Raw genomic sequence first — 25,079 nt, 5'->3', positions numbered from 1 at the left:
TCGCTCGTTCATCTAGGTAACGGCTTCGTAACGCGGCCGGATCCCCGGAAAGACGCGGGTCCGGGTCTGCCCCGGCGTCGATTACCCTGGGAGAAGGCCTGCGCACGGTGCGCTCATCGGCCGTCGGACGCAGGAGGCGGGCAGGTGCAGACGCGAGGAGCACGAGTGGCACGCGGCTCCGTCGCGGCCCTCACGGCGACCGCTACGGCCGCCGCCTCCCACACGCTCGCCGGGGCCGAGGCTCCCTCTCTCGCGATCCTCGCCCTCGCGATCGCCTTCTCGGCCGTCGTCTGCGTGCTCCTCTCGGGTCGGCGCCTCTCGCTGACCCGCCTGGCCGTCTCGGTGCTGCTCAGCCAGCTCGCCTATCACGGCCTCTTCCTGATGACGGGCGGCAGCGGAGACGTCAGCGTCGCGGGCTCCACGTCGACGGGCGCGCACTTCCACGACGGCGGCACCGTCGAGCTGATCGCGGCGGGCGGCGGCCACGCGGCGCACTCGCCCGGCATGCTGGGCGCGCACCTGATCGCGGCCGTGCTCACCATCGCCGCCCTCCGGCGCGGCGAGCGCCTCTTCTGGACGCTCGGCGCGGGCCTCCTCCGCGCCGTGGTGCGGATCGTCGCGCGCGCCTCGGCCCTCCTCGCTCCTGCCTCCCCGTCGATCGCCCTCGTCGGCACGCCAGAGCCGCGCGCTCCCCGCGCCCTCGACGCGGTCCTGTCTCTGCTGCGGCACCGCGGCCCGCCCGCGCGCGCACTGCTCGCCGCCTGACGTCGCTCCCGCGCGGGACGACTCCGGTCGGCGTTCCCGCGCGCACCGCGATCCCGCGCTGCGTCCTCCTCTCCGGCGACCCGCCGGTCTCTCTTCAAGGACTCCGCACTCATGACCACGTCTTCCTCCTCCCTCTCCCGTCTGCGCCTCGTCGGTGGCGGCTCGCTCGCCGCAGCCGGTGCACTCGCCGTCGCGCTCTCGGCCCCCGCCGCCGCGAACGCCCACGTCACCGCCGCGGCGAGCAGCACGGCCGCGGGGTCGTACACCGTCGTCACCTTCTCGCTCGCGCACGGCTGCGACGGCTCGCCCACCACCGGGCTGACGATCACGATGCCCGACGGCGTCGACTCGGTCAGCCCGACCGTCAACCCCAACTGGGACGTCGTCAAGAACGAGGTCGCGATCGCCGACCCGGTGACCGACTCGCACGGCAACACCGCGACCGAGCGCGTCTCGGACGTCGTCTACACGGCCAGGACCCCGCTCGCCGACGGCTACCGCGACACGGTCTCGCTGCAGCTGCAGATCCCCGAGGACGCCGCCGGGCAGACCCTCGAGTTCCCCGTGCTGCAGACCTGCGAGACCGGCTCGACCGCTTGGGACCAGCCGACCGTCGAGGGTGAGGACGAGCCCGAGCTGCCCGCGCCGGCCGTCGTCGTGACTGCCGCGGAGGAGGGTGCCGGCCACCACGACGACGACGGCGACGGGGACGACGCGGTGGCGACCGCCGCCTCCGCCACGACCGCCGTGTCCTCCGGTGACGACGTCGTCGCGCGCGTCCTCGGCGTCGGCGGTCTGGTGGTCGGAGCCGTGGGCGTCGCCGTGGCGCTCGCCTCGCGTCGCCGGGGCCCGAAGGCGTCCGCGTGACGCGCAGTCCCCGGACGCGCGGCCGCCTGCTCCTCGCCGCCACCGCGATCGGCCTGCTCGGCTCGGTCGCGGTGGCGACGCCGGCGAGCGCGCACAACTACCTCGTCTCGAGCACCCCGGCGGCGGACTCCACCGTCACGGAGCAGCCCGAGACGCTGTCCCTCACGACGAACGACGACCTGCTCGTGCTCGGCACCGACGGCTCGGCGGCGGCGCTGCGCGTGGTCGGACCCGACGGTCTGTTCTACGGCGACGGCTGCGTCACCGTGCGCGGGCCGGAGGCGTCCATGCCGCTCGAGCTCGGCGCCGCCGGCTCGTACGAGGTGACCTGGCAGGTCGTCTCGACCGACGGCCACCCCGTCTCGGGGGAGTACTCGTTCGACTGGCAGCCCGGTGCCGGCGTCGCACTCGCGGAGGGATCGGAGTCGGTCCCCGACTGCAACGGCACGGTCGACGTGTCGAACCAGTCGGCCGAGGGCTCCGACGACTCCGCGAGCGCCTCGGCGGCGGACCCGGCACTGCTGGGCGACGTGCTCTGGATCGGCGGCGCGCTGGTCGCGGTCGTCGCGGCCGTGGGAGTCACGCTTCTGGTGCTCCGCCGCCGACCGCAGGGCTGAGGCGCCGCGGGCCTCCTGAGCGCGTCAGCTCAGGAGGCTCGCGAGCGGCCCGGAGTCGAGGTCGGCGAGGACCGCTGCGGCGTCCTCGTAGACCGCGACGGCGCCCGCCTCGCGCAACTCGTGCTCCCCGGTCCCGCCGGACATCACGGCCACCGTGGCGAGCCCGGCCCGCTCGGCGGCGATGACGTCCCATGTCGCGTCGCCGACCATGATCGCGTGGTCGGTCGTGACTCCGGCTCGCTCGAGAGCGATGTTGAGGAGGTCGGGGCTCGGCTTGGCCGTCTCGACGTCCTCGCCACTGGTGATCGCGTGCACCGAGTCGCCGAGGTCGAGGACGCGCAGCAGCACGTCGAGCTCCGCTTGCGGCGCCGAGGTCGCGAGCACCACACGGGCGCCGCGGTCGGCGATCGCCGCGATCAGTGCGCGGCCTCCGGGCAGCGGTTCGATGCGCGCCGACAGCTCGGCGTAGTTCTTGGTGTGCAGGGCCTTCAGCTGGGCGCGCGTCGTCTCGTCCACGTCGTCCTCGACGAGCATCCCGAGGAGTTCGCCCGCGTCGGCGCCGATCGCGCGCTGGATCCGCCACGACGCGACCTCGAGGTCGCACTGCCAGAACGCCCGCGCCCACGCCTCGATGTGCAGGAAGTTCGAGTCGGCGAGAGTCCCGTCGATGTCGAAGAGCACGGCGGTGGCCGTCGCGACGCCGGTCGAGTCTGCTGTCATGAGTGTTCCTCTCTTCGTCGGTGCCCGCCGTCACCAGGCCGAAGTGGGAACGCTACGCCGTCGCCCCAATGGCACAGGACCCCCTTGACGGCGTTCGATGGGATGACGCCCGTCGACGGGCGGAGTCGCGTCGCCCGTATCCGGAGGGGTACCTCGCGCGAGCCCGCGGACGAGCGCCGCCACCCGCAGGACGCCGGTGGGATCCGCGGGCAGGATCACCCTCGCGTACTCGAGGTTCACGACGATCTGCTCGGATCCCGCGGCCCAGTGCACGGCCCCGGCTCCGGTCGCCACGGGGAGGAGGCTCGCCTTCCTGCCGCCTTCCACCGGTCGGATGCGCACGGTCGCCGTACTCGGAGTGGAGCGCACCCAGCAGCGCATGCAGACCGGCGACCACCTCCCCGGGCGCCGGCGGGGGCACCTGCCCAATCGCCGGTGTGCGCGGCTCCCGAGGCGGGGGCAGCTCCTCGTCCGCGCCGATCTCGAGGGCGGCGCGCAGGGTCCAGCTGCCGCGCGATCCGTCGAACCCGTCGAACCGCCTCAGGATCCGCTCCGACCGGTCGGACGTCTGCACGCCTTCGCCGATCGCGAGCCGCCTGCCGGTGACCAGCAGCCCTACGAGCGACCTCACGACCCCTGTCACCTCGAGGACGGGAAGCGAGGATCCGTGCCGTTCCTCGAGGTATCGGATCGGGCCGGCCGTGCGCTGCGGGAGGGTCGCCAGTATCCAGGTGACCTCGTCGCCGACCTGGAACGGCTGCCCGCAGCAGTCCAGCGACCAGCCCTCGAGCTCGACCTCGATCAGTCGCGTGGTCTCGATCGTCACCGTCCTCCCCCCTTGGCCGGCTCCGGACTCCGTTCCCCGGACTCCGTTCTCGCTTCGATCCTTCCATCGGCCCTTGCGGAAGCACCGCTGTGCGACTCCCTCTCCGGCAGAACCTTCTCCGGCAGAACCTTCTCCGTCAGAACGGCGGCGGCCCCTCCGCTCCGGGCCGGTCTCGCTCCATTTCCCTTCCTCCTTTCGGTTCTCGTCCTCCTTCCGGTTCTCCTTCTCGCGCGAACGGCTGCTCCGGCTCGACCGGGCGGGTGAGGTGCCTCCGGCCGGTGGGGCTGGTCCACTCCAGGACCCCTCCGGGCCGATGCCGAAGCGTCCAGGTGGTCGTGTGACGGAGGCGGTGGTGGTGCCGGCAGAGGTGGGCGAGGTTCTCGACGTCGGTCCCGCCGCCGTTCTGCCACTCGATGCCGTGGTCGACGTCGCTGTCCGCCGCCGAGCGGACGCAGCCCGGGAAGCGGCAGGTCCCGTCGCGGTGCTGCAGGTGCCGCCGGAGATCCGCGGGGACGCGGTAGGAGTCGCGCCCCACGGAGAGCACCGCCCCGGACTCGGGGTGCGTGAGGATCCGGGTGAACGAGGGAGCGTCCGCTGCGAGCCGGCGTGCGGTCCCGGGGTCGATCGGCCCGTACCCGTCAAGGGTGCCCGGCTCCTCCGAGCGCCCGAGGAGAGTCAGCACGGGAACCGTGACCGACACGCGAGGTCGGATCCCCGCCGGCACGGACGTGATGGTGGTGCGGTGCTCGTCGTCGGACGAGGTCTCGCCGTCCAGCAGGAGCGAAGCCGCGATGTCTGCCCGCAACTGTCCGACCGTCCGCGCCTCCGCCGGCGCCGCTGCGAGCGCACGTGCTGCCCGATCGACGCGGTCGAACGCGCCGTGCGCCTCCGGGGCCGGCAGGTGGAGGTGGAGGGTCGCCATCCCGTCGGCCTCCCCACCGAGCCACACTCCTCGGCGTTCCGCGCACCGCCGGTGCCGCGCCGTCGCCGACTCCGGATGCAGCCGCTCCCGGACCGTGCGGAGCCGGCGCCGCACCTGCCCGGCGGTGAACGCCACCGCCAGCACCGCCGCCTCCTCATCGAGGCGCTCGCGGACCTCCGCGGGGACGTCCCACGCGGCCTTCACGATCACCCGGACGTGCTGCGGGGTGCAGCGCCCCTCCCGCAGCGCGGTCAAGGTGTCGGGCAGCTCGTTCACGAGCAGCGCGCTCTCCTCGATGAGTGCGGCGGCGTCGGCCTCCGTCATCCGCATGCCCGTCGCGATCTCCGCGACCAGCGCACGCTGCGCCGCCTCCATCACCTCGACATGCCTCTGCACGCTCGGATCGACGAGCGCCTCGGGCAGCGCGACCGCCGCCAGCCGCGCGAGCTCGACCAGCTCGTAGCGCTGCGCCTGGGCCTGCGACAGGAACGCGTCCACCGCGCAGGCCGCACCCACCGCCGACACGAGCGCGTCGTCGAAGCGCTCGCGCACCGACACCCCGCCCGGCGGTCTCGCATCCACATCCAGAAGAACCATACGAGGATGACACCACGGACCACTGACACTGGACCGACCGCACAGATCGACCGGTGCATGATTCCGATGAGTCGAGTCTGTGGAGGACGACCGCCCGCTCGCGCTCGTCAGCGCACCGAGAAGTCCCCCGTCGGGCTCGCGCAACTCGCCGAGTCGGGGCAGTGCGAGAAGTCCCACCCGTCGATCCCGCCGAACGCCTCTCCGGCGGGGAAGCCGGGCGGCAGCGGGATGGCGACAGAGAAGCCCTCGTCCAGGTCCGCCGCGACGGTGCTCCGGATCGCGGACTCGAACCGCCCCACCGGTGCGACCATCACCTCCCACCCACCCTCCGGCGCCTCGAGATCGCAGTCATCGTCGACGATCACCGTCACCGTGTCGCCCGGAGAGGCGACCCGCGGCTCGATCCGCACGAGCGGCACGCACGCCGCCGCCCCGGCGTCATCGACCGGTGGCGAGGACGTCGCGCACCCTCCGAGCATCAGCGTGCAGGCGAGCAGGCCCAGCACCCGGACATCCGCGCGACTCCGCATCGTCCCAGGCTACGAGGCCACTCGCCGCGGCACCGTGAAGACCGTCTCGACGCCCGCGGAGTACAGCACCGAGTCGGGCGCGCGCCCAGCGAGCCCGGGGAACCCGGCCGCGTCGAGCAGGCCGTCGTCGAGCGCCAGGAGGGACGCGCGCTGCAGCGGCCACGGGCGGTGCAGGTTGCGGCCGTACCAGGTCGAGCCCAGGTGGGTCTCGTGGTAGGCCCATCGCGAGGTCAGGAACGAGGCGAGCGGATCCTCCGACGCGTCGCTGCCCGGGGTGGGGCGCACCACGATGCGCGAGCGGGCGGCCGGGTCGCCGATGCGCTCGGTGGAGTAGACGACGGCGCCGTGGCGGTGCTCGATGCCCATCCGCGCCCAGCGGTAGGGCAGCCCGAAGACGGCCTGCGCGGTGAGCACGGGCAGCAGGTGCGAGGCGTCGAGCGAGACGAACACCACTCCGCGGCGCCCCTGCTCGTCGACGGAGTAGAGCCGCACGTTGACCTCGGGGAAGGTGCCGAGCCACGGCACCCGGGGGCCGCCGAGGAAGGCCGTGCGTGAGAGCCGGAAGGGGATCAGGCCGACCCAGGACGAGCCGTCGTGCTCGTCGGGTCGCACGCCGCGGGGGAGGTGCGGCGCGACCAGCGACGGGTCCACGCGCCAGTGCAGGAAGGACGCCTCGGTCCAGCGCTGACGGAGGATGCGCGGCCCGCCGAGCGCGGGCGCGGTGCGGGTCAGCGGCTCGACAGGGGTCAGCGGCTCGACAGGGGTCAGCGGCTCGACAGGGGGCACCGGATCGACGGAGGTCACCGGCTCATCGTGCTCCGCGCTGCTGCGAGGACACCTGGGCGGGCGCGGAACGCGGGGCCGCGGGCACGAGACGATAGGGACGTGACCAGCACCACGACCCGCTCCAGCTCCTCCCTGCACGGCGCCACGCTCCTCTGGCTCGCGATCGCGACCACCGTGATCCTCTGGGCGTCGGCGTTCGTCGGCATCCGGATCGCGGGCGAGCACTTCGGCGCCGGCGCCCTCACGCTCGGCCGGATCGCGATCGGCTCGGTGGCGCTCACGATCGTGCACCTCGTGCTCACGGCGCGCAGGTCGGCGGAGGAGCGCCGACCCCTCCCGCGCGGGCGCCTCCTCGCCCTCGTGATCGTCTGGGGAGTCGCCTGGTTCGGGCTCTACAACCTCGCCCTCAACGCCGCGGAGCAGCACGTCGACGCGGGCACCGCCGCGCTGATCGTCAACATCGCCCCGATGATCACCGCGGTCCTGGCCGGCCTCCTCCTCGGCGAGGGCTTCCCCCGGCGACTGCTCGGCGGGATGCTCGTGGCGCTCGTCGGCGTCGCCGTCATCGCGATCTCGACCTCCACCGGGCAGTTCGACGCGATCGGGGTCGTCCTGGCGCTCGCGGCGGCCGTGCTCTACGGCGGCGCCGCGACCCTCCAGAAGCGGCTGCTCGGGCGGATCGACGCGCCGACCATGACCTGGATCGGCTGCCTCGCCGCCACGGTCGCGTGCCTGCCGTTCGCGCCGGAGCTCGTCCAGTCGCTCGCGGACGCCCCGGTCGCCTCGATCCTCGCCGTCGTCTACCTCGGCGTCTTCCCGACCGCGATCGCCTTCACGACCTGGGGCTACGTCCTCACCCGCACCAGCGCGGGACGCACCGCGGCGACGACCTACGCCGTGCCCGCGGTGGTCGTGCTGCTGTCGTGGCTCGTGCTCGCCGAGACTCCACCGCTCGCCGCTCTGATCGGAGGCGTGATCGCGCTCGGAGGCGTCGCCGTCGCGACCCTGCGTCGTCGCTGACCGGGGCCCGCTCGCACCGCCTCGGGATACACTGTCCCGACGTTCATCCGCAGTCGGCGCCGAGCGCCACAGAACGGTGAGGATCCCGATGACCGAGGCCCTGCAGCCGCCCCAGAACGCCCTCTCGCTCACGCCGCCGGCCCCGGTCGACGCCGTGTCGAGGACGTCGGCACCGTCGATCGCGCCGAAGGTGCCCGAGCAGGCTCTGCCCGGCCTCGAGGCCAAGGTCGAGGGCTACCTCGACTCGCTGATGGCGACCGAGGCGCGCAGCCCCGAGTTCGCGGCGAAGGCCAACGACATCCGCACGATGGGCGACGCCGACATCCGCTCGGCCGCCGACTCGTCGAACCGGCTGCTCAAAACTCCGGTGCGCGCTCTGCAGGAGGGCGGCCTGAGCGAGGGCTCGAACATCGGGAAGACGCTGCTGGAGCTCCGCCGCACGGTCGAGGACCTCGACCCCTCCGAGGACAACATCCAGAAGAAGATCCTCGGATTCATCCCCTTCGGCAACAAGATCACCGACTACTTCCGCCGGTACGAGAGCGCGCAGTCGCACCTCAACGCGATCATCCAGGCGCTGTACGACGGGCAGGACGAGCTCCGCAAGGACAACGCGGCGCTGAACCTCGAGAAGCAGAACCTGTGGGACACGATGACGCGTCTCAACGAGTACATCTACGTCGCCGAGCGGCTCGACGTGAAGCTCTCGGCCAAGATCGCCGAGCTCGACGCGACCGACCCCGACCGCGCCCGTGCGCTGCGCGAGGACGTCCTCTTCTACGCCCGCCAGAAGCACCAGGATCTGCTGACGCAGCTCGCGGTGTCGATCCAGGGCTACCTCGCGATCGACGTGGTGATCAAGAACAACGTCGAGCTGATCAAGGGCGTCGACCGCGCCACCACGACCACGGTCTCAGCGCTGCGCACGGCGGTCATCGTCGCGCAGGCGCTCGCCAACCAGCGCCTGGTGCTCGATCAGATCACGGCGCTCAACACGACCACCTCGAACATGATCGAGGCGACCTCGCGGATGCTCGCCGAGCAGTCCGCGAGCATCCAGTCGCAGGCGGCGTCGGCCACGGTCGGACTGCCCCAGCTGCAGGCGGCGTTCGCGAACATCTACCAGACGATGGACTCGATCTCGGACTTCAAGATCAAGGCGCTCGACAGCATGGCCCAGACGGTCGGCGTCCTGCAGACCGAGACGGCGAAGGCCGGCGAGTACGTCGAGCGGGCTCGCCGCAGCAACTCCGACATCGACGCGACCTCCGCGCTCGATCTCGGCCGCTAGCCGATGGGCTGGCTCTCCCGACTGTTCGGCGGCGACGAGCCGGCCGCTCCGGTGGAGACCGCGCCGGCCCTCCCGCGCGTGCCGTCGAGCGACGACATCCTCGCCGCCCTCGACCGGGTCGCGGCGACGACGGCCGGCCGCGTGCCGCCGCTCGTCTCGGCGCGCATCCGCCGGGTCGACGAGACCGTGCGCGAGATGATCCCGCGCCTGGACCGCCTCGGCGGGATGAGCCAGCAGGGGCACACCGTCGTCGCGACGGCCACCAGCTACCTGCCCGAGGCGGTGGAGGGCTACCTCCGCCTGCCGCGCGACTTCGCCGACCGCCGCGCCGTCTACAAGGGGAAGACCTCGCTGATGATCCTCTGCGACCAGCTCGACCTGCTCGGGGCGACGCTCGACCGCATCTCCGACGCCGTCTCGCGCCAGGACGCCTCGGCGCTGATCGCGCACGGGCAGTTCCTCGCCGAGAAGTTCACGGAGTCGTCGCTCTCGCCGAGCGGGCTGGACGCGTCGGGCACCCCCGGCGCGCCGAGCACCCCCGGCTCCCTCCAGCCGCCGAGCGCCTCGTGACCGCGCTGTCCGCGGCGCTCGACGCGCTCGTGCTCACCGGATCCGCGGCCGGCCTCGACGCCGCCGCCGTGCGCGAGGAGGGCGGCCGGCTCGCAGCCGCGGTCGCCGAGTCGATCACCGGCGCGGGCCAGGACTGGCTGGCGCAGACCGGCACGTCCGGCGGTCTCGAGGCCTTCTTCACGGCGGCCTCCCGCGGGCGACGCTGGCGCAGCTCGCCCACCGATCTGCTCGCCTCGCTCGTCGCGGTGCGCTCGGAGCACGCGGCCGCCTACGCCCGGGCGCTCACCGAGGTCGTCTCGGCCGCGAGCGCGCTGGGCGAACCCGGCATCGGAGGCATCGCCTCCGCCTCCGCGACCGCCGCGGCCCAGCTCGGGGCGCTGCCGTCGACGAGCACGCCGGCTCCGCGGACGCCGGCGCCGACGCCGACCTTCCCGACGCCGTCGCTCCCGACCGATCTGCCCGCGGGGGTGCCGGGCGTCGACGAGATCCTGGCGCGACTGCGCCGCACCGAGCACGACGGACCGCAGGACGAGCCCGACCCGGCCGGTCCCGCGGCCGCGTCTCCCGTCGCGCCCGCCACGGAGGAGGAGCCCGAGCCTCTCCCGCCGCCCGAGGCGATCGAGGACCTCCTCGCCGAGCTCGACGCGCTGATCGGGCTCGACCGGGTGAAGAGCGAGATCAAGCGGCAGACCCAGCTGCTCCGCATCGACACGCTGCGGCAGGCCGCCGGCCTCACGACGCCCACGCTCACCCGCCACCTCGTCTTCACCGGCAACCCGGGCACCGGCAAGACCACGGTCGCGCGGCTCGTCTCGCGGATCTACCGCTCGCTCGGCATCCTCTCGAAGGGCGTGCTCGTCGAGGTCGACCGCTCGGAGCTGGTCGCCGGCTACCTCGGCCAGACCTCGATGAAGACCGCGGAGGTCATCGCGAGGGCGCGCGGCGGCGTCCTCTTCATCGATGAGGCCTACGCCCTGGCGCTCGACCAGTACGGCGCGGAGGCGGTGACCACGCTCGTCAAGGACATGGAGGACCACCGCGGCGATCTCGTCGTCATCGTCGCCGGCTACTCCGGCCCGATGCAGGGCTTCCTCGACACGAACCCTGGTCTCGCGAGCCGCTTCTCGACGACGATCGACTTCGCCGACTACTCCGACGACGAGCTGTCGGCGATCTTCGGGCGCCTCGCCGCCTCCGCCGATTTCGAGCCGACCGAGGAGGCGCTCGCCGCCTTCGCCGAGCTCGCCGCGGCCCAGCAGCGCACCGAGGCGTTCGGCAACGGCCGCTGGGTGCGCAACGTGCTCGACGCCTCCATCGCCCGCCACGCCTGGCGCCTGCGCGACACGGAGGAGCCGACGCTCGACGAGCTGCGCATCCTCGAGCCGGAGGACGTGGTCGAGGCCGAGCCGGAGGAGCCCGAGTCCGAGTCCGCGCCCGGGATCGCCCCCACGGAGGAGACCGCATGAGCACCGCTCCCGTCGCGACGGCGACCGCCGCGCCGCCCGCGCCCGCCGCCGCGCAGCAGTCCGCCGCGCAGCCCCCGGCCCGGGCCGGGAAGCCGACCCTGCTCGCCCGCGCGACGTCGACCACGCCGCGCACCCTCCGCCTCCTGCTCGTGCTGACGGCCGTCGCCGCGGTGCTCTTCGGCCTGTTCGCCCAGCAGGCGGGCGCGCTGCAGGCCCGCGCCGCCGCCGAGGCGCGCGAGCAGTCGGCGCAGATCGTCGGCGTGCAGGAGGTGCGGAACCTCCTGGTCGACGCGAACGCGATCGCGGCCAACACCTTCCTCGTCGGCGGGCTCGAGCCGGCCGATCAGCGGGAGGAGTTCACGAGCTCCGTCCAGGCCGCGGCCGCGCAGCTGGCGACGCTCTCGTCGTCGGAGCCCCGCGACGCCGAGGCCCTCGCCGCCGTCGCGCGCGACCTGACCACCTACAGCGGCCTGATCGAGCAGGCCCGGGCGAACAACCGCCAGGGCTTCCCGGTCGGCTCCGCGTACCTCGACCAGGCGTCGGCCGTGCTCACGGCCGAAGACGGTGTGCTCGCCGACCTCAACGAGCTGGTCGAGACGGGCGCCGACCGCGTGGCGAGCGCCTACGACACCGTGCGCTGGAGCGTGCTGCTGCTCGTCGGCTCCCTGGCGATGCTGCTGCTGATGGTCGGCGCGCAGATCTGGCTGGCCCGGCGCACGCACCGCTACCTCAACCGCTCGCTGGCGACGGCCACCGTCCTGCTGCTCGTGCTCGGCATCGCCGGCGGAGTCGCCTTCGGCACGACCTCCTCGAACGCCGCGGCCGTGCGCGGCGACTCCTACCGCGCGACCCTCGCGGTCTCGCAGGCGCTCACCGCGGCGAGCGAGGCGAAGTCGCTCGAGAGCTTCACCCTGATCAAGCGCGGTTCGGGGGCGGCTCTCGAGGCGCAGTTCCAGGCGTCGGCGACGGAGGCGACGACGAAGCTCCAGGACGGCGTCGATGAGGGCATCGTCGACACCGCGCTGGTCACCGAGCTCGAGGCGTGGCTCGAGCTGCACAGGGCGATCCGGGACGCGGACGACGGGGGGACCTGGGAGAGGGCCGTGCAGCTCGCCGTGTCCACCGAACCCGACTCGGCGAACGTCGCCTTCGCGGCCTTCCAGGAGGACGCGAAGAAGGCCGTCGAGGACGGCGCCACCACCACCCGCGCCACGCTCGGCACGTGGGGGGCGATCTCGTCGATCGCCTCGTGGATCCTGCTGGCCGCCGGCCTCGTGGGCGCCGGCCTCGCCTGGCGCGGGGTCTCGCAGCGACTGGAGGAGTACCGATGAACCGCCCGAGCCTCACGCGACTGCGCACCGCCACCCTGGCCCTCGTGCTCGGCGCGACCCTCGCCGTCTCGGGCTGCACGACCGGCGCCGACGACCTCGGCGCGGTCGCGGTCGGCACCGCGACTCCGACCGCGGCACCCACTGCGACCGCGAGCGCCGCGCCGGCAGCCACCGAGTGCTCGCCGTCGGCGGTCACCTCCTACGCGCCCACCGGCGTCACCGACAGCACGCGGCTCGCCGAGATCCGCGCCAACGGCGCCCTCCGGGTCGGAGTCTCGGCCGACACGCTGCTGATGAGCGCGCGCAATCCGCTCACCGGCACGATCGAGGGCTTCGACATCGACATCGCCCGCGAGATGGCCCGCGCGATCCTCGGGAACCCCGACGCGATCACCTTCGTCGTGATCACCTCGGCCCAGCGCCTGCCCGCGCTGACCGGCGGCGAGGGAGCACCGCAGGTCGACATGGTCGCGCGCACCCTCACGATGACCTGCGACCGCTGGAGCAGCATCGCCTTCTCCTCCGAGTACTACGACGCGGGGCTGAAGGTCCTGGTGTCAGAGGACAGCGACGCCACGAGCATCGACGGGCTCGCCGATCAGAAGGTCTGCGCCCCGCGCAGCACCACGACGCTCAGCCGCCTCGAGAACGACTACCCCGATGTCGAGGCCGTCGCCGCCGACACCCACACCCAGTGCCTCGCGCAGTTCCAGGAGGGATCGGTCGACGCCATCGCCGGCGACGACACGATCCTGGCGGGCTTCGTCGCGCAGGACCCGTACGCGAAGGTCATCGGCGAGCCCCTCAGCTCCGAGCCGTACGGCCTCGGCATGCCGGCCGACGACCCCGACTACGTGCGGTTCGTGAACGCCGCGCTCGAGAGCCTCCGCGCCGACGGGCGCTGGCAGAGCATCTACGACCGCTGGCTGGGCGAGCTCGGGGCGGCGTCCCCTCCCGCGGCGACCTACGGGCGATGAGCGTCACCGGAACCGCCGAGGGGAGCCCGGTCGCGCCGGGGCGTCTCGGTGAGGCGGTCCCGCAGCGCGAGCTGTTCGAGTACCTCGCCGCGCTCGGGCGCTGGCTCGACCGCACCACCCGTGAGCTCTCGCGCCTGGATGCGGCCGCGCTCGCGTCCCCGCAGGCCGACAGCTACACCTCCGACGTCGTGCTCGCGCAGTCGCTGCGCGAGGCCGTGACGCGACGCCTCGCCGAGCTCGAGGTCGTCTGGGACTCGGGGCGGGTCGACGTCGTCGCCCGCGAGCGGATGTCGCAGCTGATCTGGGGCCGGCTCGATTCGTCCGGCTCGGGCGCGAGCGCCGCGGTCTCGCTCGTCGAGGCGGTGCGGCTCTGCGACGCCGTCGTCGGGCAGCTGAAGTCGCGCCTCGAGCTCGATCCCAGCGGCACCGATGTGGCGGGGCGGATCGTCGGGGTGCGCGCCGAGATCGAGCGCTGCCGCGACCTCACCCGCGACAACCGGGGGACCGTCGACCAGGACGCCGCGAAGCGCGTCGCCGTGCTGCGCTCGCGCCTCGACGCCCTGGCCGAGAAGGCCGGCAGGGGAGCGGATGTGTCCGGCCCGCTCGGGCAGCTCGAGAGCGACTCCGCCCGCCTCGAGCGCGACCTGATCATCGCCGCCTCCGAGCGGCGCGGCCTCGACCGCGACCGCCGGCGCGCGATCGAGCTGGCCGAGGCGGCCGAGAGGCGCGAGGCCCCGCTGCGCGAGCTCGTCGCGCGCTGCCGGCGCGAGATCGCCGACCCCCCGCGGCTCGCGGTGCCCGATGTCTCGAGACTCGGCGAGCCGCCCTCGAACCGGCAGGCGCTCGACGCGCACCTCGCTCGGCTCACCGCGGTGGGGCGCGCCTTCGACGCCGTCGAGGCCGCGTACACCTCGCCGCTGCGCGAGCGGGCGGCCCTCGGGTTCCGCCTCCGCGCCCTCCGCGAGCGGGCCGCCGCGAACGGCCGCGCCGCCTCTGCGGTGGGAGTCGCCGCCGACGAGGAGGTGCGCGCCGCCCTCGACGCCGTGCCCTGCTCGGTGCCGCTCGCCCGCCATCTCGTCGAGCAGTACGACGTCGTCACCCGCGATCTGCCGAGCCCCACTCCCACCCGGAAGGCCACCCCATGAACGGCGCACCCTGCACCTCGACCCCGGGCTGCACCGGAGTCATCGAGGACGGCTACTGCAACGTCTGCGGGCTGCCGCCCGAGACGGGCACGGCACCCGCCGCCTCGGCTCCGACCGCCCGCCGCTCCGCTCCGGCTCCCGCGACCGCCTCCGCCGCGTTCGGCACCGGCTTCGTCGAGGGCACGCCCGACGCCTCGGCCGCACCGGACGCCGAGGAGGCGGCGACCGCCCGGAGCGGACGCACCTCCTCCGCCCGCCTCGCGACCGCCGCGCTCGGCTCGGCCCGCACCGCCCAGACCGGCTCGAAGGTGACCCGACGGGTCGGCACGACGTCGACGCGCCTGCGCGGACCGCGCCTGGGCGCCGGACTCACCACCGTCCCCTCGCGCCCCGCCGCCGACCCGATGGCGGCGCTGATGAGCGAGGCGGTGCTCCCCGAGCGCAAGCGCTTCTGCTCGAACTGCGGCACCGCCGTCGGCCGCGGCCGCGACGGCAAGCCGGGGCGCACCGAGGGCTTCTGCCCCAACTGCCGCACGCCGTTCTCGTTCACCCCGCAGCTGAAGCAGGGCGACGTGGTCGGCGGTCAGTACGAGGTCGCCGGCTGCCTCGCCTACGGCGGACTCGGCTGGATCTACCTCGCCCGCGACCAGAACGTCTCGGGCCGCTTCGTCGTGCTCAAGGGCCTGCTCAACTCCGGCGACCCCGACGCGTACGCGGCCGCGATCACCGAGCGGCAGTTCCTCGCCGAGGTGGAGCATCCGCTGATCGTCGAGATCTACAACTTCGTGATGCACGACGGCGCCGGCTACATCGTGATGGAGTACGTCGGCGGCCCGAGCCTCAAGCAGATCCTGAAGGAGCGGCTCGACGCCAACGGGGGAGCGGCCGACCCGCTGCCCGTCGACCAGGCGCTGGCCTTCGTGCTCGAGGTGATGCCCGCGTTCGCCTACCTGCACGACCACGGGATGCTCTACTGCGACTTCAAGCCCGACAACATGATCCAGGTCGGCGACCAGGTGAAGCTGATCGACCTCGGTGGAGTGCGGCGGAGCGACGACGAGGAGTCGGCCATCTACGGCACCATCGGCTACCAGGCGCCGGAGGTGCCGGAGGTCGGGCCGTCGATCGCCTCGGACGTCTACACGATCGGGCGCACCATCGCCTCGCTCGTGCTCGACTTCCGCGGGAACCAGACCACCTACGTCGCCTCGCTGCCGCCCGTGTCCGAGACGCCGCTGTTCCAGCGCTACGACTCCTTCTACCGCCTGGTCGCCAAGGCGTGCGCGCCGGACCCGCAGGACCGCTTCGCCACCGTCGACGAGATGCGCGGGCAGCTGCTCGGCGTGCTGCGCGAGGTCGTCGCGACCGACCGCGGGCCGGGGCACCCCGCACTGCACTCGACCGAGTCGGCGCTCTTCGAGGCGCCGGTGGCCGACGTCGTCGACCGGCCGCTGCCGTGGGACGCGCTGCCGCTGCTCAAGATCGACGAGTCGGACGCGGCGAAGGCGTGGCTGGCCGGCGTGAACGTCGCCGACCCGATCGTCCGCCTCCGTGCGCTCGCGCTGGCACCGACGGTCACCGTCGAGGTGCGCCTCTCGCGCGCCCGCGCGGCGATCGAGGCCGAGCGCTGGGACGACGTCGCGCGGGCGACCGGCGAGATCCTCACCGAGGACCCGTGGGAGTGGCGCGCCGTGTGGATGAGCGGGCTCGCCCAGCTGGCGCGGGGCGACTCCGTCGGTGCCCGGGCCTCGTTCAACACCGTGTACGGCCAAGTGCCCGGCGAGCTCGCGCCCAAGCTCGCGCTCGCCGCGGCGTGCGAGGCGAGCGGCGAGCCCGAGGTCGCGGAGTCGCTCTACGTGATCTGCGCGCGAGCGGATGCGAACTACACGGCTCCGGCCGCCTTCGGCCTCGCCCGCGTGCGGCAGCACCGCGCCGATCTCGACGGGGCGCTCGACGCCCTCGACATCGTGACTCCGACGCGCTCCTCCTACGTCGACGCGCGCCGCCGCCGGGCCGAGCTGCTCGCGGGCTCGGGACGCGGTCTCCCGTCGCTCTCGGCGGCGCTGTCGAGCATCGACTCGGTCGCGATCGACCAGCGCACCCGGCTCGAGCTGACGACGGGCGTGCTCGAGTCGGCCCTCGAGCTCGTCCGCCGCGACGGGCCCGCCGAGGGCGCGTCGATCGGCGGAGTCGAGGCGAACGAGGCCGCGATCCGCGACGGCCTCGAGGCGTCGTACCGCGCCCTCGCGAGCTCGACGCGCGAGAAGGACGAGCGGCTCCGACTCGTCGACCGGGCCAACGACGTCCGCCGCTGGACGCTCACGTGAGCGGCGAGCTCGCGACCGCCTGCCCGGTCTGCGGCGAGCCGGTGACCACCGGCGACGCCTTCTGCGAGGCCTGCGGGAGCGCGCTGATCGTGCGCGCGCCCGAGCCGCCGGCGCCCGCCGCCGCGGCGGCCCCGTGCGTCTACTGCGGGGGAGCGGTGGCCGACGACGGCTACTGCGAGCAGTGCGGGCAGCGGGCGCCGACCGAGCGCGAGCACTGGGCCGAGGCGCCGCACCCGCTGGTCGGCGGAGTCTGCGACCGCGGGATCCGCCACGCGGCGAACGAGGACGCGATGGCACTCGGCGCGGTCGACGCGGAGGGTGCCCTGCGTACCGCTCTGCTGGTCGTCTGCGACGGCGTCTCGTCGACTCCCGACTCCGATCGCGCCTCGCTCGCCGCGGCACGCGCCGCGCTCAGCGCTCTGCAGGCCGAGGTCGCCGAGGAGGCCCGCGGGGCCGAGCGCTGGGGCGCGCTGCTGCAGATGGCGGTCGCCCGCGCGGCCGGAGCGATCGACGCCGCCGTGCCGGAGAAGCGCGAGAACCCTCCGTCGTGCACCTTCACGGCCGCGATCCTCGACGGAGCTCTGCTCGTCACCGGCAATGTCGGCGACAGCCGCAGCTACTGGATCCCCGACGCCGGGGAGCCCCGGCAGCTGACCGTCGACGACTCGTGGGCGCAGGAGCAGATCGCCTCGGGCACGAGCCGGGAGGAGGCGGAGTCGGCTCCCGACGCGCACGCCATCACCAAGTGGCTGGGCGCCGACGCGCACGACGAGTCGCCGACCATCGCCTCCACCGTGCTCGACGAGCCCGGCTGGGTGCTCGCGTGCTCGGACGGGCTCTGGAACTACGCCTCGCCCGCCGACGACCTCGCCCGCGTGCTGCACGAGGCCGAGGCCCGGGTCGGCAGCGATCCGGTGACGCTGGCGGAGGCGCTGGTCGCCTGGGCGAACGAGCGCGGCGGCCACGACAACATCACGGCGGCGCTGGCGCGCTTCGCGCCGGAGGTCCCGGGTGCGAACCTGCCGACCGAGCAGCCCGCGAGCTCGCTGATCGAGTAGCGCGCCGACAAGCCTGCTGATCGAGTAGCGCGCGCAGCGTGCGTATCGAGATCCGTCCCCAGCGCGGATCCGTCCAACGAACCCCCACCGCATTGGACGAATCCGTCACACCGCCCTGCCCCGCCCCGCCTACAGTCGACCCCATGAGCATCGCCGAGCCCCGCACCACTCCGTCCACCGACGGCCTGTCCGTCGTCGGCCACTGGATCGACGGGGCGCCGTCGGCGTCGTCGTCGGGCCGCACCTCCCCGGTCTACGACCCCGCGCTGGGAGTCGTGACCAAGGAGGTCGCACTCGCCGACGCCGCCGAGATCGACGCGGCCGTCGCCTCCGCCAAGGCCGCGTTCCCCGCCTGGCGCGACACGTCGCTGGCGAAGCGCCAGCAGATCGTCTTCAAGTTCCGCGAGCTGCTCGAGGCCAAGAAGCAGGAGCTCGCCGAGATCATCACCTCCGAGCACGGGAAGGTCGTCTCGGACGCGCTGGGCGAGATCACCCGCGGCCAGGAGGTCGTGGAGTTCGCGACGGGCCTCGCGCACCACCTCAAGGGCGAGTACTCCGAGCAGGTGTCCACCGGCGTCGACGTGTACTCGACCCGGCAGCCGCTCGGTGTCGTCGGCATCATCTCGCCGTTCAACTTCCCGGCGATGGTGCCGATGTGGTTCTTCCCCATCGCGATCGCCGCGGGCAACTCCGTCGTCGTGAAGCCGTCCGAGAAGGACCCGTCCTCGGCGATCTGGCTCGGTGCGCTGTGGAAGGAGGCCGGCCTCCCCGACGGTGTCTTCACCGTGCTGAACGGCGACAAGGTCGCGGTCGACGGCCTGCTCGAGCACCCGGACGTGAAGTCGATCTCGTTCGTCGGCTCGACTCCGATCGCGCAGTACGTCTACGAGACGGGCACGAAGCACGGCAAGCGCGTGCAGGCTCTCGGCGGGGCGAAGAACCACATGCTGGTGCTGCCGGACGCCGATCTCGACCTGGTCGCAGACTCGGCGATCAACGCGGGCTTCGGCTCGGCGGGAGAGCGGTGCATGGCGATCTCGGTCGTCGTCGCGGTCGAGCCCGTCGCCGACGAGCTCATTACGAAGATCCAGGAGCGCGCGTCGAGGCTGCGCATCGGCGACGGGCGTCGCGGCTGCGACATGGGTCCGCTGGTGACGCAGGTCCACCGCGACAAGGTCGCCTCCTACATCGCGATCGCGGAGGAGGACGGCGCGAAGGTCGTCATCGACGGGCGCGGCATCGAGGTCGACGGCGATCCGAACGGCTTCTGGCTGGGCCCGACGCTGATCGACGACGTGCCGATCACGTCGAAGGTGTACACCGAGGAGATCTTCGGCCCGGTGCTCTCGATCGTGCGCGTGCAGTCGTACGAGGAGGGTGTGGCGCTGATCAACAACGGCGCGTTCGGCAACGGCACGGCGATCTTCACGAACGACGGAGGCGCGGCACGGCGCTTCCAGAACGAGGTCGAGGTCGGCATGATCGGCATCAACGTCCCGATCCCGGTGCCGGTCGCGACGTTCTCGTTCGGCGGCTGGAAGTCGTCGCTGTTCGGCGACACCAAGGCCCACGGCGCGGAGGGCGTCCGCTTCTTCACCCAGCAGAAGGCGATCACGAGCCGCTGGCTCGATCCCAGCCACGGAGGCATCAACCTGGGCTTCCCGCAGAACTGACCGCTCGCCATCTGACGCTGGTGGATCTCGATACGCCCGCTCCGCGGGCTGCGGGCTCGATCAGCATGCAAGGGCAGCGGGCAACGGGCGCAGCAGCAGCCCGCGGCTCCGCCCGCCAGAATGCTGGTCGAGTAGCCGCCACAGGCGGCGTATCGAGACCCACGTCGTACGGACGCCGGGAGGCAGGGCCCCGCGCCCGCGTCCCGACGACGAGGGAACCCCGGACCGTCGAGGGGGCCCGCCCTTCCAGGCGGCCTCGACGGTCCGGGGCTCCCTCGCCCAGGAGGTACCGCCGTCAGCTGCGGATGAAGGCGAGCAGGTCGGGGTTGATGGTGGCGGCGTGCGTGGTCAGCATGCCGTGCGGGTAGCCCTCGTAGATCTTGAGGGTGGCGTTCTGCAGCAGCTCGGCCTGCTTGAGGGCGGCGTCCTCGTACGGCACGACCTGGTCGTCGTCGCCCTGGGTGACGAGGACCGGGACGGTGATGTCCTCGAGGTCCTGGGTCTGATCGGTCTCCGAGAACGCCTTGATGCCCTCGTAGTGCGCCAGCGCGCTGCCCATCATCCCCTGACGCCACCAGTTGTCGATCACGGGCTGCGACACGGTCGCTCCGTCGCGGTTGAAGCCGTAGAACGGGCCGGCGGCGACGTCGCGGAAGAACTCGGCCCGGTTGGCGGCCAGCGCCTCGCGGAACCCGTCGAACACCGAGATCGGCGTGCCGTCGGGGTTCGCGTCGGTCTGCACCATCAGCGGAGGCACGGCCGAGACGAGGATCGCCTTCGCGACCCGGTCCTGCGGCTGTCCGTACCGGGCGACGTAGCGGGCGACCTGTCCGCCTCCGGTGGAGTGGCCGATGTGGACCGCGTTGCGAAGGTCGAGGTGCTCGACGACGGCGGAGACGTCGCTGGCGTAGTGGTCCATGTCGTGGCCGGTCCCGATCTGGGAGGAGCGGCCGTGCCCGCGGCGGTCGCTGGCGACGACGCGGTAGCCCTCGGCCAGGAAGAACAGCATCTGCGCGTCCCAGTCGTCCGACGACAGCGGCCAGCCGTGGTGGAACACGATGGGCTGCGCGTCGTGGCTTCCCCAGTCCTTGTAGTAGATCTCCGCACCATCGTCCGTGGTCAGAAACGCCATGATCAACCTCCACGCTCGCGTCGCGACGAGCCGTCGCGACGATCTCTGCTCGACTCACGATCCCGTGAGACGTGGCCGCGCGCCACGACGGTGGAGCGCTTTCACGACCTCCACCAGCGTGTCCTCGTCCGCTGCGGCGGCCCGCGGAATGCGCGTGACGTCACGCCTCCGTTCGCGCAGGGTCACGAGGTCGAGCGGTCTCGGACCGCGGCGGAGGAGCCCGCATCGTCCCGCCAGGAGCGCGGCGAGCGGCCCGAGTGCTGGGCGAACGCCCGGCTGAACGCCGACGCCGACCGGAAGCCGCTGCGCTCGGCGACCGCGCGGATGCTGACCGCCTCGGGAGCCGAGCGCTCCAGCAGGGCGCGAGCGCGGGCGAGGCGGGCCGACAGGATCTCGGCGGCGACGGTGGATCCTTCGCGCTCGAACAGCTTCTGCAGCGTCCGCACCGACACCGCCATCTGCTCGGCGACGACGGAGGGCGTCGTGGACGGGCTGGCGGCGTGGCGGACGATGTAGTCCCGCGCCCGCCCGAGCAGCAGCCGGCGCTCGATCGACGGCTCCGTGCGCTGGTCGAGGACGTCGTCGACGAAGGCGCGGGTCAGGTCGATCACCGATTGCGCGAAGGCCGCCTCCGATGCCGGGCCCAGCGGCGTCCGGAGGGACATCACGTACGACGCCATCGACCCCAGCAGCCGGGGCGCGCCCTCCTCGACGAGGAACGTCGTCGTCGACATCGCCTCGACCTCCGTGGGGGACAGCGGCAGGGCCGTGCTGGCGATCCGGATCGACAGGCTCCGGAAGCCCGGGGTGAGCTCGAACCCCGACACCTGCGGCATGTGACTCACCGCGAGCTGTCCCGCCTCGCACGGGATCTCGAGCGACCCGCGGTGGCTGATGATCGCGCCCGAGGTGACGAACGCCCACACGAACGCGTCCTTCGGATCGCTGTACCCCGACCCGGCGTCGTCCCGGCCCTTCGGCGCCGTCACCTGCGCGAGCTGGACGGGCCCCAGGGTCTTCGACGCCTTCATCCGCGCCGCCGCCGGCGAGAAGCCCTGCGACGAGCGCTGGGCCTGCTGGAGGAAGACCACCGCCATCTCCTCTCTCCGGAGCCGCTCGCCCCGACGGACGCGGGTCGCCCGCCGGGCCACCAAGAGAAATGTGCCACGTCCGCCGGGGCGCCTCCACTCCGCGGATCGGGGCCCGCGCCGTCAGAGGAAGCGCATGGCGGTCCAGAGCTCGCTGCGGGCGCCGAAGTCGTCGAAGTCGATGCCGAGGGCCCGCTCCACCGCGGTGATGCGGTTGCGGAGCGTGTGCCGGTGCACGCCGAGCTCGCGGGCGGCCGGGTCCCAGGCGCCGTTGCGCCGGAGCCAGACGCGTGCCGACTCGAGCAGCACGGTGCCCTCGGGCGTCAGCAGCGGCTCGAGCATCCGCCGGGCGAGCGGCTCCGCACCGGAGGCGGCGAGCAGGCCGAGCATGCCCTGCTCGGCCACGTCCTCGAAGCGCAGCAGCGGGCGGTCGGGGGTGGCGCGCTCGGCCGCGCGCCGCGCCTCCGCCAGCCCTCGATCGAGGTCGGCCCAGACGATCGGGGCGGATGCGCCGGCGGTCGCGCCGTGGCGCTCCAGCACTCCCGCGATCAGGTCCAGATCGTCGGCGCCGGTGACGACCACGAGGGCGGAGTCGCGCTCGGCGAAGAAGAGGCGCGCACCGTCGTCCTCGGCGAAGACCTCCAGCTCGTCGAGCAGCGAGTCGCCGAGGACCGGCTCGCTCAGCACGCTGATCCGCACCGGCTCGGCGGGGAGCGTGCCCCAGAGCTGTCGCGCGGTGCGGGCGGCGACGTCGAACGCCCCCGCGGCGAGCAGCTCGAGCAGACCCGAGCGCAGCTGTCGGCGGGAGGTGTCGAGCGCCCGCCGCTGCTCGAGAGCGATGCTCGCGAGTCCGATCACACTCGCGACCAGGTCGTTGCCCGCCGGGTCGAGCGGAGTCCCGGTGCCCACCGCGAGAACGCCGCGCAGGTGGTCGCGCTGCCCCAGGGTCTGCAGGGTGACCCCTCCGCCGTCGTCGAGGCGCAGGCCCGCGCGGCTGCCGCGGGAGAGGGCGTGCCGCACCGCCGCGGCGACCGACGCCTCCGCCGCCTCCGGCACGTCGAGTCGCGTCGGCAGGTGCACGCGCTGCCCGACCGCGTCGTAGAGCGCGACCCAGCAGTCGAGCTGGCGCTCGAGCTCCGAGAGGATCGCCGCGAGCCCGTCGGGGCGCAGCGCCGCCCGCGCGACGCGCCGCTGCGCCTCGAGCGACCACTCGAGCCGTTCGCGCTGCTCGCGCGAGATGACGTCGGCCACGAAGCGGATGATGCCCATGAACGGGGTCCGCTCGGCGACCTCGAGCAGCGGCAGGCCCTGCCGCTCGCACGCCGCCACGAGGCGGGCCGGCACCTCGTCGTGCACGATCTCGGTCGCGAAGCCGAGCGCACGGATGCCGCGGCCGCGCAGGCGGGCGACGTAGCCCTCCGAGAACTCGGCCGGGTGCTCGCCCGTGAAGTGCACGCCGTCGGTGAGCAGCAGCTGTCCCGACTCGAGCCACGGAGTCGGGTCGACGAGGTCGGACGAGTGCGCCCAGACCAGCGGGGCGTCGAGCGCCGCCTCGTCGTGCACGCCGGCGAGGATCCGGAGCCGGAAGGCCGGCTCGGCGAGCAGATCGCGGACGGTCGCGGGCATGGGCGGCTCCAGTCGTGACGGTGTGTCCATCGTAGAGCTGCAGGTTGGACGGATCCGGCAGTCGCTGAGTGGCCCCGAGGCGGCACGATGGAGTCATGACCCTCTCGACGACTCCGAACGACGTCCACGACGGCTCCGTCCGCGACAACGCCTCCGTCAGCGCCGCCGACCGCTCGCGCGTGTTCCACTCGTGGTCGGCCCAGGGCTCGCTGAACCCGCTGCCGATCGCCGGCGGCCTCGGCTGCGAGGTCTGGGACGTCGACGGCACCCACTACCTCGACTTCTCGAGCCAGCTGGTCAACGTCAACATCGGCTACCAGCACCCGAAGGTCGTCGCGGCGATCCAGGAGCAGGCGGCGATCCTCACCACGGTCGGCCCCGCGGCCGCCAACGAGACCCGTGCCGAGGCCGCGCGCCTCATCACCGAGCGGGCCCCCGAGGGCTTCGAGAAGGTCTTCTTCACCAACGGAGGCGCGGACGCCAACGAGAACGCGATCCGCATGGCGCGCCTGTACACCGGCCGCGACAAGGTCGTCTCGCTCTACCGCTCGTACCACGGCAACACCGGAGCGGCCATCGTCTCGACCGGTGACTGGCGCCGCATCCCCAACGAGTACGCCCGCGGACACGTGCACGCCTTCGGCCCGTACCTCTACCGCAGCGAGTTCTGGGCCGAGACCCCCGAGCAGGAGTGCGAGCGCGCGCTGCACCACCTCGAGCGCGTCGTGCAGGCCGAGGGTCCGGAGTCGATCGCCGCGTTCCTGATCGAGACGATCCCCGGCACCGCCGGCATCCTGACCCCGCCGCCCGGCTACCTCCCCGGCGTCCGCGCGATCGCCGATCGCTACGGCATCCAGCTCATCCTCGACGAGGTGATGGCCGGCTTCGGCCGCACCGGCGAGTGGTTCGCCTTCGACGCGTTCGACGTGCGCCCCGACCTCATCACCTTCGCGAAGGGCGTCAACTCGGGCTACGTGCCGATCGGAGGCGTCGTCATCTCGGACCCGATCGCGCACCACTTCGACGAGCGCGTCTTCCCGGGCGGGCTCACCTACTCCGGGCACCCGCTCGCTGCGGCGAGCGTCGTCGCGACGCTCGAGGCGATGGCGGAGGAGGGCATCGTCGACAACGCGAAGACCATCGGATCGGAGCACCTCGCTCCCGGCCTGGCAGCGCTCGAGGCGAAGCACGACGTCATCGGCGAGGTCCGCGGCTCGGGCGTCTTCTGGGCGCTGGAGCTCGTGACCGACCGCGCGACCCGCGAGCCGCTGCCCGCCGCCGCCGTCGGCCGCCTGAAGGCCGACCTGCTCTCGCGGGGCCTCCTGCCCTTCACCGCCGACAACCGCATCCACGTGGTGCCCCCGGCCGTCGTGACGCCGGCGGAGGTCGCCCGCGGGCTGGGCATCCTCGACGACGCGCTGACCGCCTTCAGCGGCTGAGACGCGCGCCAGTGGCGCACCTCCGGCTCGCCGAATCTCGTTCGGCTCGTCGATCCGGCCGATTCCAGCGAGCCGAACCGGATCTCACGAGCCGGAGCTCCCTCCCCTGCCAGCAGTGCGCTTCCCGGCTCAGCTCCTCGACGAGCGGGCAAGCCGTCCAGACTGCGGGGGAGCGCACACCATCAGCTGAGAGGGGGCGGCCTCCGCTGTGGGGCGACGCGCTCGGCTGATGGCGTGCGCCGCTGCCTGCTGATCGAGTAGCCCGCGGAGCGGGCGTATCGAGATCCCCGTCGTCAGTGGGCGAGG

Annotated in this window: 22 protein-coding genes; 14 read left to right on the top strand and 8 right to left on the bottom strand. The window is 73.1% G+C overall.

The annotated features are described in order from the left end of the window. Window positions 1-165: 165 nt before the first annotated feature. The 3 genes from GRS92_RS01635 (at window position 166) to GRS92_RS01625 (ending at window position 2,249) form a co-directional block, all read left to right on the top strand. Entirely contained in the window at window positions 166-765 is a 600-nt protein-coding gene (locus GRS92_RS01635) for a hypothetical protein (RefSeq protein WP_159852662.1), read from the top strand. Window positions 766-876: 111 nt separating this feature from the next. Further along, the gene (locus GRS92_RS01630) at window positions 877-1,632 is read left to right on the top strand and encodes a YcnI family copper-binding membrane protein (protein WP_159852660.1); all 756 of its coding nucleotides are present in this window, start codon (window positions 877-879) and stop codon (window positions 1,630-1,632) included. Beyond that, window positions 1,629-2,249, top strand: a complete 621-nt coding sequence (locus GRS92_RS01625) for a copper resistance CopC family protein (RefSeq protein WP_159852658.1) — start codon at window positions 1,629-1,631, stop codon at window positions 2,247-2,249. The genes GRS92_RS01630 and GRS92_RS01625 overlap by 4 nt, the downstream gene beginning before the upstream one ends. A gap of 24 nt (window positions 2,250-2,273) precedes the next feature. Here GRS92_RS01625 and GRS92_RS01620 read toward each other — a convergent pair whose 3' ends face one another. The 5 genes from GRS92_RS01620 to GRS92_RS01605 all read right to left on the bottom strand — a co-directional run bounded on the left by GRS92_RS01620 (window position 2,274) and on the right by GRS92_RS01605 (window position 6,648). Then, a complete protein-coding gene (locus GRS92_RS01620; protein ID WP_159852656.1) occupies window positions 2,274-2,969 on the bottom strand; it encodes an HAD family hydrolase in 696 nt (231 codons plus the stop codon). 52 nt (window positions 2,970-3,021) lie between these two features. Further along, window positions 3,022-3,795, bottom strand: a complete 774-nt coding sequence (locus tag GRS92_RS19200; protein WP_442966214.1) for a DUF6578 domain-containing protein — start codon at window positions 3,793-3,795, stop codon at window positions 3,022-3,024. A gap of 136 nt (window positions 3,796-3,931) precedes the next feature. After that, window positions 3,932-5,299, bottom strand: a complete 1,368-nt coding sequence (locus GRS92_RS01615; protein ID WP_159852654.1) for an HNH endonuclease signature motif containing protein — start codon at window positions 5,297-5,299, stop codon at window positions 3,932-3,934. A gap of 122 nt (window positions 5,300-5,421) precedes the next feature. After that, window positions 5,422-5,844, bottom strand: a complete 423-nt coding sequence (locus GRS92_RS01610; RefSeq protein WP_159852652.1) for a hypothetical protein — start codon at window positions 5,842-5,844, stop codon at window positions 5,422-5,424. A 9-nt stretch (window positions 5,845-5,853) separates the two neighbouring features. Beyond that, the gene (locus GRS92_RS01605) at window positions 5,854-6,648 is read right to left on the bottom strand and encodes a YqjF family protein (protein ID WP_235021759.1); all 795 of its coding nucleotides are present in this window, start codon (window positions 6,646-6,648) and stop codon (window positions 5,854-5,856) included. Window positions 6,649-6,729: 81 nt separating this feature from the next. On the opposite strand from GRS92_RS01605, the gene GRS92_RS01600 reads away from it, so the two are divergent. The 10 genes from GRS92_RS01600 (at window position 6,730) to GRS92_RS01555 (ending at window position 19,488) form a co-directional block, all read left to right on the top strand. Beyond that, window positions 6,730-7,650, top strand: coding sequence for a DMT family transporter (locus GRS92_RS01600; protein WP_159852650.1), 921 nt, complete (start codon window positions 6,730-6,732; stop codon window positions 7,648-7,650). An 88-nt stretch (window positions 7,651-7,738) separates the two neighbouring features. Continuing rightward, complete coding sequence (locus GRS92_RS01595; RefSeq protein ID WP_159852648.1) at window positions 7,739-8,941, top strand: toxic anion resistance protein; 1,203 nt, start codon at window positions 7,739-7,741, stop codon at window positions 8,939-8,941. Between the two features lie 3 nt (window positions 8,942-8,944). Further along, window positions 8,945-9,511, top strand: coding sequence for a hypothetical protein (locus GRS92_RS01590; RefSeq protein WP_159852646.1), 567 nt, complete (start codon window positions 8,945-8,947; stop codon window positions 9,509-9,511). Beyond that, window positions 9,508-10,977 carry an AAA family ATPase gene (locus tag GRS92_RS01585; RefSeq protein WP_159852644.1) on the top strand — a complete coding sequence of 490 codons (1,470 nt, stop codon included), beginning with the start codon at window positions 9,508-9,510 and terminating at the stop codon, window positions 10,975-10,977. Before GRS92_RS01590 ends, GRS92_RS01585 begins: the two co-directional genes overlap by 4 nt. Further along, window positions 10,974-12,308, top strand: a complete 1,335-nt coding sequence (locus GRS92_RS01580) for a hypothetical protein (protein ID WP_159852642.1) — start codon at window positions 10,974-10,976, stop codon at window positions 12,306-12,308. Before GRS92_RS01585 ends, GRS92_RS01580 begins: the two co-directional genes overlap by 4 nt. Further along, complete coding sequence (locus tag GRS92_RS01575; RefSeq protein ID WP_159852640.1) at window positions 12,305-13,285, top strand: glutamate ABC transporter substrate-binding protein; 981 nt, start codon at window positions 12,305-12,307, stop codon at window positions 13,283-13,285. The genes GRS92_RS01580 and GRS92_RS01575 overlap by 4 nt, the downstream gene beginning before the upstream one ends. Then, entirely contained in the window at window positions 13,282-14,430 is a 1,149-nt protein-coding gene (locus GRS92_RS01570) for a hypothetical protein (RefSeq protein WP_159852638.1), read from the top strand. The genes GRS92_RS01575 and GRS92_RS01570 overlap by 4 nt, the downstream gene beginning before the upstream one ends. Beyond that, window positions 14,427-16,757 carry a serine/threonine-protein kinase gene (locus tag GRS92_RS01565; RefSeq protein WP_159852636.1) on the top strand — a complete coding sequence of 777 codons (2,331 nt, stop codon included), beginning with the start codon at window positions 14,427-14,429 and terminating at the stop codon, window positions 16,755-16,757. The genes GRS92_RS01570 and GRS92_RS01565 overlap by 4 nt, the downstream gene beginning before the upstream one ends. Next, window positions 16,754-17,815: a PP2C family serine/threonine-protein phosphatase gene (locus GRS92_RS01560; RefSeq protein ID WP_204162340.1), complete on the top strand. Its 1,062-nt coding sequence runs from the start codon at window positions 16,754-16,756 to the stop codon at window positions 17,813-17,815. The genes GRS92_RS01565 and GRS92_RS01560 overlap by 4 nt, the downstream gene beginning before the upstream one ends. 143 nt (window positions 17,816-17,958) lie before the next feature. Continuing rightward, a complete protein-coding gene (locus tag GRS92_RS01555; protein WP_159852634.1) occupies window positions 17,959-19,488 on the top strand; it encodes a CoA-acylating methylmalonate-semialdehyde dehydrogenase in 1,530 nt (509 codons plus the stop codon). A gap of 295 nt (window positions 19,489-19,783) precedes the next feature. Here GRS92_RS01555 and GRS92_RS01550 read toward each other — a convergent pair whose 3' ends face one another. From GRS92_RS01550 to GRS92_RS01540, 3 genes are all read right to left on the bottom strand, one after another. After that, window positions 19,784-20,620 (bottom strand): alpha/beta fold hydrolase, encoded by an 837-nt coding sequence (locus tag GRS92_RS01550; RefSeq protein WP_159852632.1) that lies wholly within the window; start codon window positions 20,618-20,620, stop codon window positions 19,784-19,786. A gap of 182 nt (window positions 20,621-20,802) precedes the next feature. Further along, window positions 20,803-21,711 (bottom strand): helix-turn-helix domain-containing protein, encoded by a 909-nt coding sequence (locus GRS92_RS01545; protein WP_159852630.1) that lies wholly within the window; start codon window positions 21,709-21,711, stop codon window positions 20,803-20,805. 120 nt (window positions 21,712-21,831) lie between these two features. After that, window positions 21,832-23,334 carry a PucR family transcriptional regulator gene (locus GRS92_RS01540; RefSeq protein ID WP_159852628.1) on the bottom strand — a complete coding sequence of 501 codons (1,503 nt, stop codon included), beginning with the start codon at window positions 23,332-23,334 and terminating at the stop codon, window positions 21,832-21,834. A gap of 95 nt (window positions 23,335-23,429) precedes the next feature. Between GRS92_RS01540 and GRS92_RS01535 the strand changes: the two genes are divergently transcribed. Further along, window positions 23,430-24,773 carry an aspartate aminotransferase family protein gene (locus tag GRS92_RS01535; protein WP_159852626.1) on the top strand — a complete coding sequence of 448 codons (1,344 nt, stop codon included), beginning with the start codon at window positions 23,430-23,432 and terminating at the stop codon, window positions 24,771-24,773. The last annotated feature ends 306 nt before the right edge of the window (window positions 24,774-25,079 follow it).

It is taken from the genome of Rathayibacter sp. VKM Ac-2754 (genome assembly GCF_009807095.1).
Classification (GTDB): Bacteria; Actinomycetota; Actinomycetes; order Actinomycetales; family Microbacteriaceae; genus Rathayibacter.
This window is presented reverse-complemented; position numbering and strand designations above follow the sequence as displayed.

Excerpts from the sequence above, each read along its gene's own strand:
- GRS92_RS01570 (WP_159852638.1), top strand. The coding sequence starts at position 13,282 with ATGAGCGTCACCGGAACCGCCGAGGGGAGCCCGGTCGCGCCGGGGCGT.
- GRS92_RS01540 (WP_159852628.1), bottom strand. The coding sequence starts at position 23,334 with ATGCCCGCGACCGTCCGCGATCTGCTCGCCGAGCCGGCCTTCCGGCTC.
- GRS92_RS01535 (WP_159852626.1), top strand. The coding sequence starts at position 23,430 with ATGACCCTCTCGACGACTCCGAACGACGTCCACGACGGCTCCGTCCGC.
- GRS92_RS01610 (WP_159852652.1), bottom strand. The coding sequence starts at position 5,844 with ATGCGGAGTCGCGCGGATGTCCGGGTGCTGGGCCTGCTCGCCTGCACG.
- GRS92_RS01580 (WP_159852642.1), top strand. The coding sequence starts at position 10,974 with ATGAGCACCGCTCCCGTCGCGACGGCGACCGCCGCGCCGCCCGCGCCC.
- GRS92_RS01550 (WP_159852632.1), bottom strand. The coding sequence starts at position 20,620 with ATGGCGTTTCTGACCACGGACGATGGTGCGGAGATCTACTACAAGGAC.
- GRS92_RS01590 (WP_159852646.1), top strand. The coding sequence starts at position 8,945 with ATGGGCTGGCTCTCCCGACTGTTCGGCGGCGACGAGCCGGCCGCTCCG.
- GRS92_RS01630 (WP_159852660.1), top strand. The coding sequence starts at position 877 with ATGACCACGTCTTCCTCCTCCCTCTCCCGTCTGCGCCTCGTCGGTGGC.
- GRS92_RS01575 (WP_159852640.1), top strand. The coding sequence starts at position 12,305 with ATGAACCGCCCGAGCCTCACGCGACTGCGCACCGCCACCCTGGCCCTC.
- GRS92_RS01565 (WP_159852636.1), top strand. The coding sequence starts at position 14,427 with ATGAACGGCGCACCCTGCACCTCGACCCCGGGCTGCACCGGAGTCATC.
- GRS92_RS01620 (WP_159852656.1), bottom strand. The coding sequence starts at position 2,969 with ATGACAGCAGACTCGACCGGCGTCGCGACGGCCACCGCCGTGCTCTTC.
- GRS92_RS01595 (WP_159852648.1), top strand. The coding sequence starts at position 7,739 with ATGACCGAGGCCCTGCAGCCGCCCCAGAACGCCCTCTCGCTCACGCCG.
- GRS92_RS01555 (WP_159852634.1), top strand. The coding sequence starts at position 17,959 with ATGAGCATCGCCGAGCCCCGCACCACTCCGTCCACCGACGGCCTGTCC.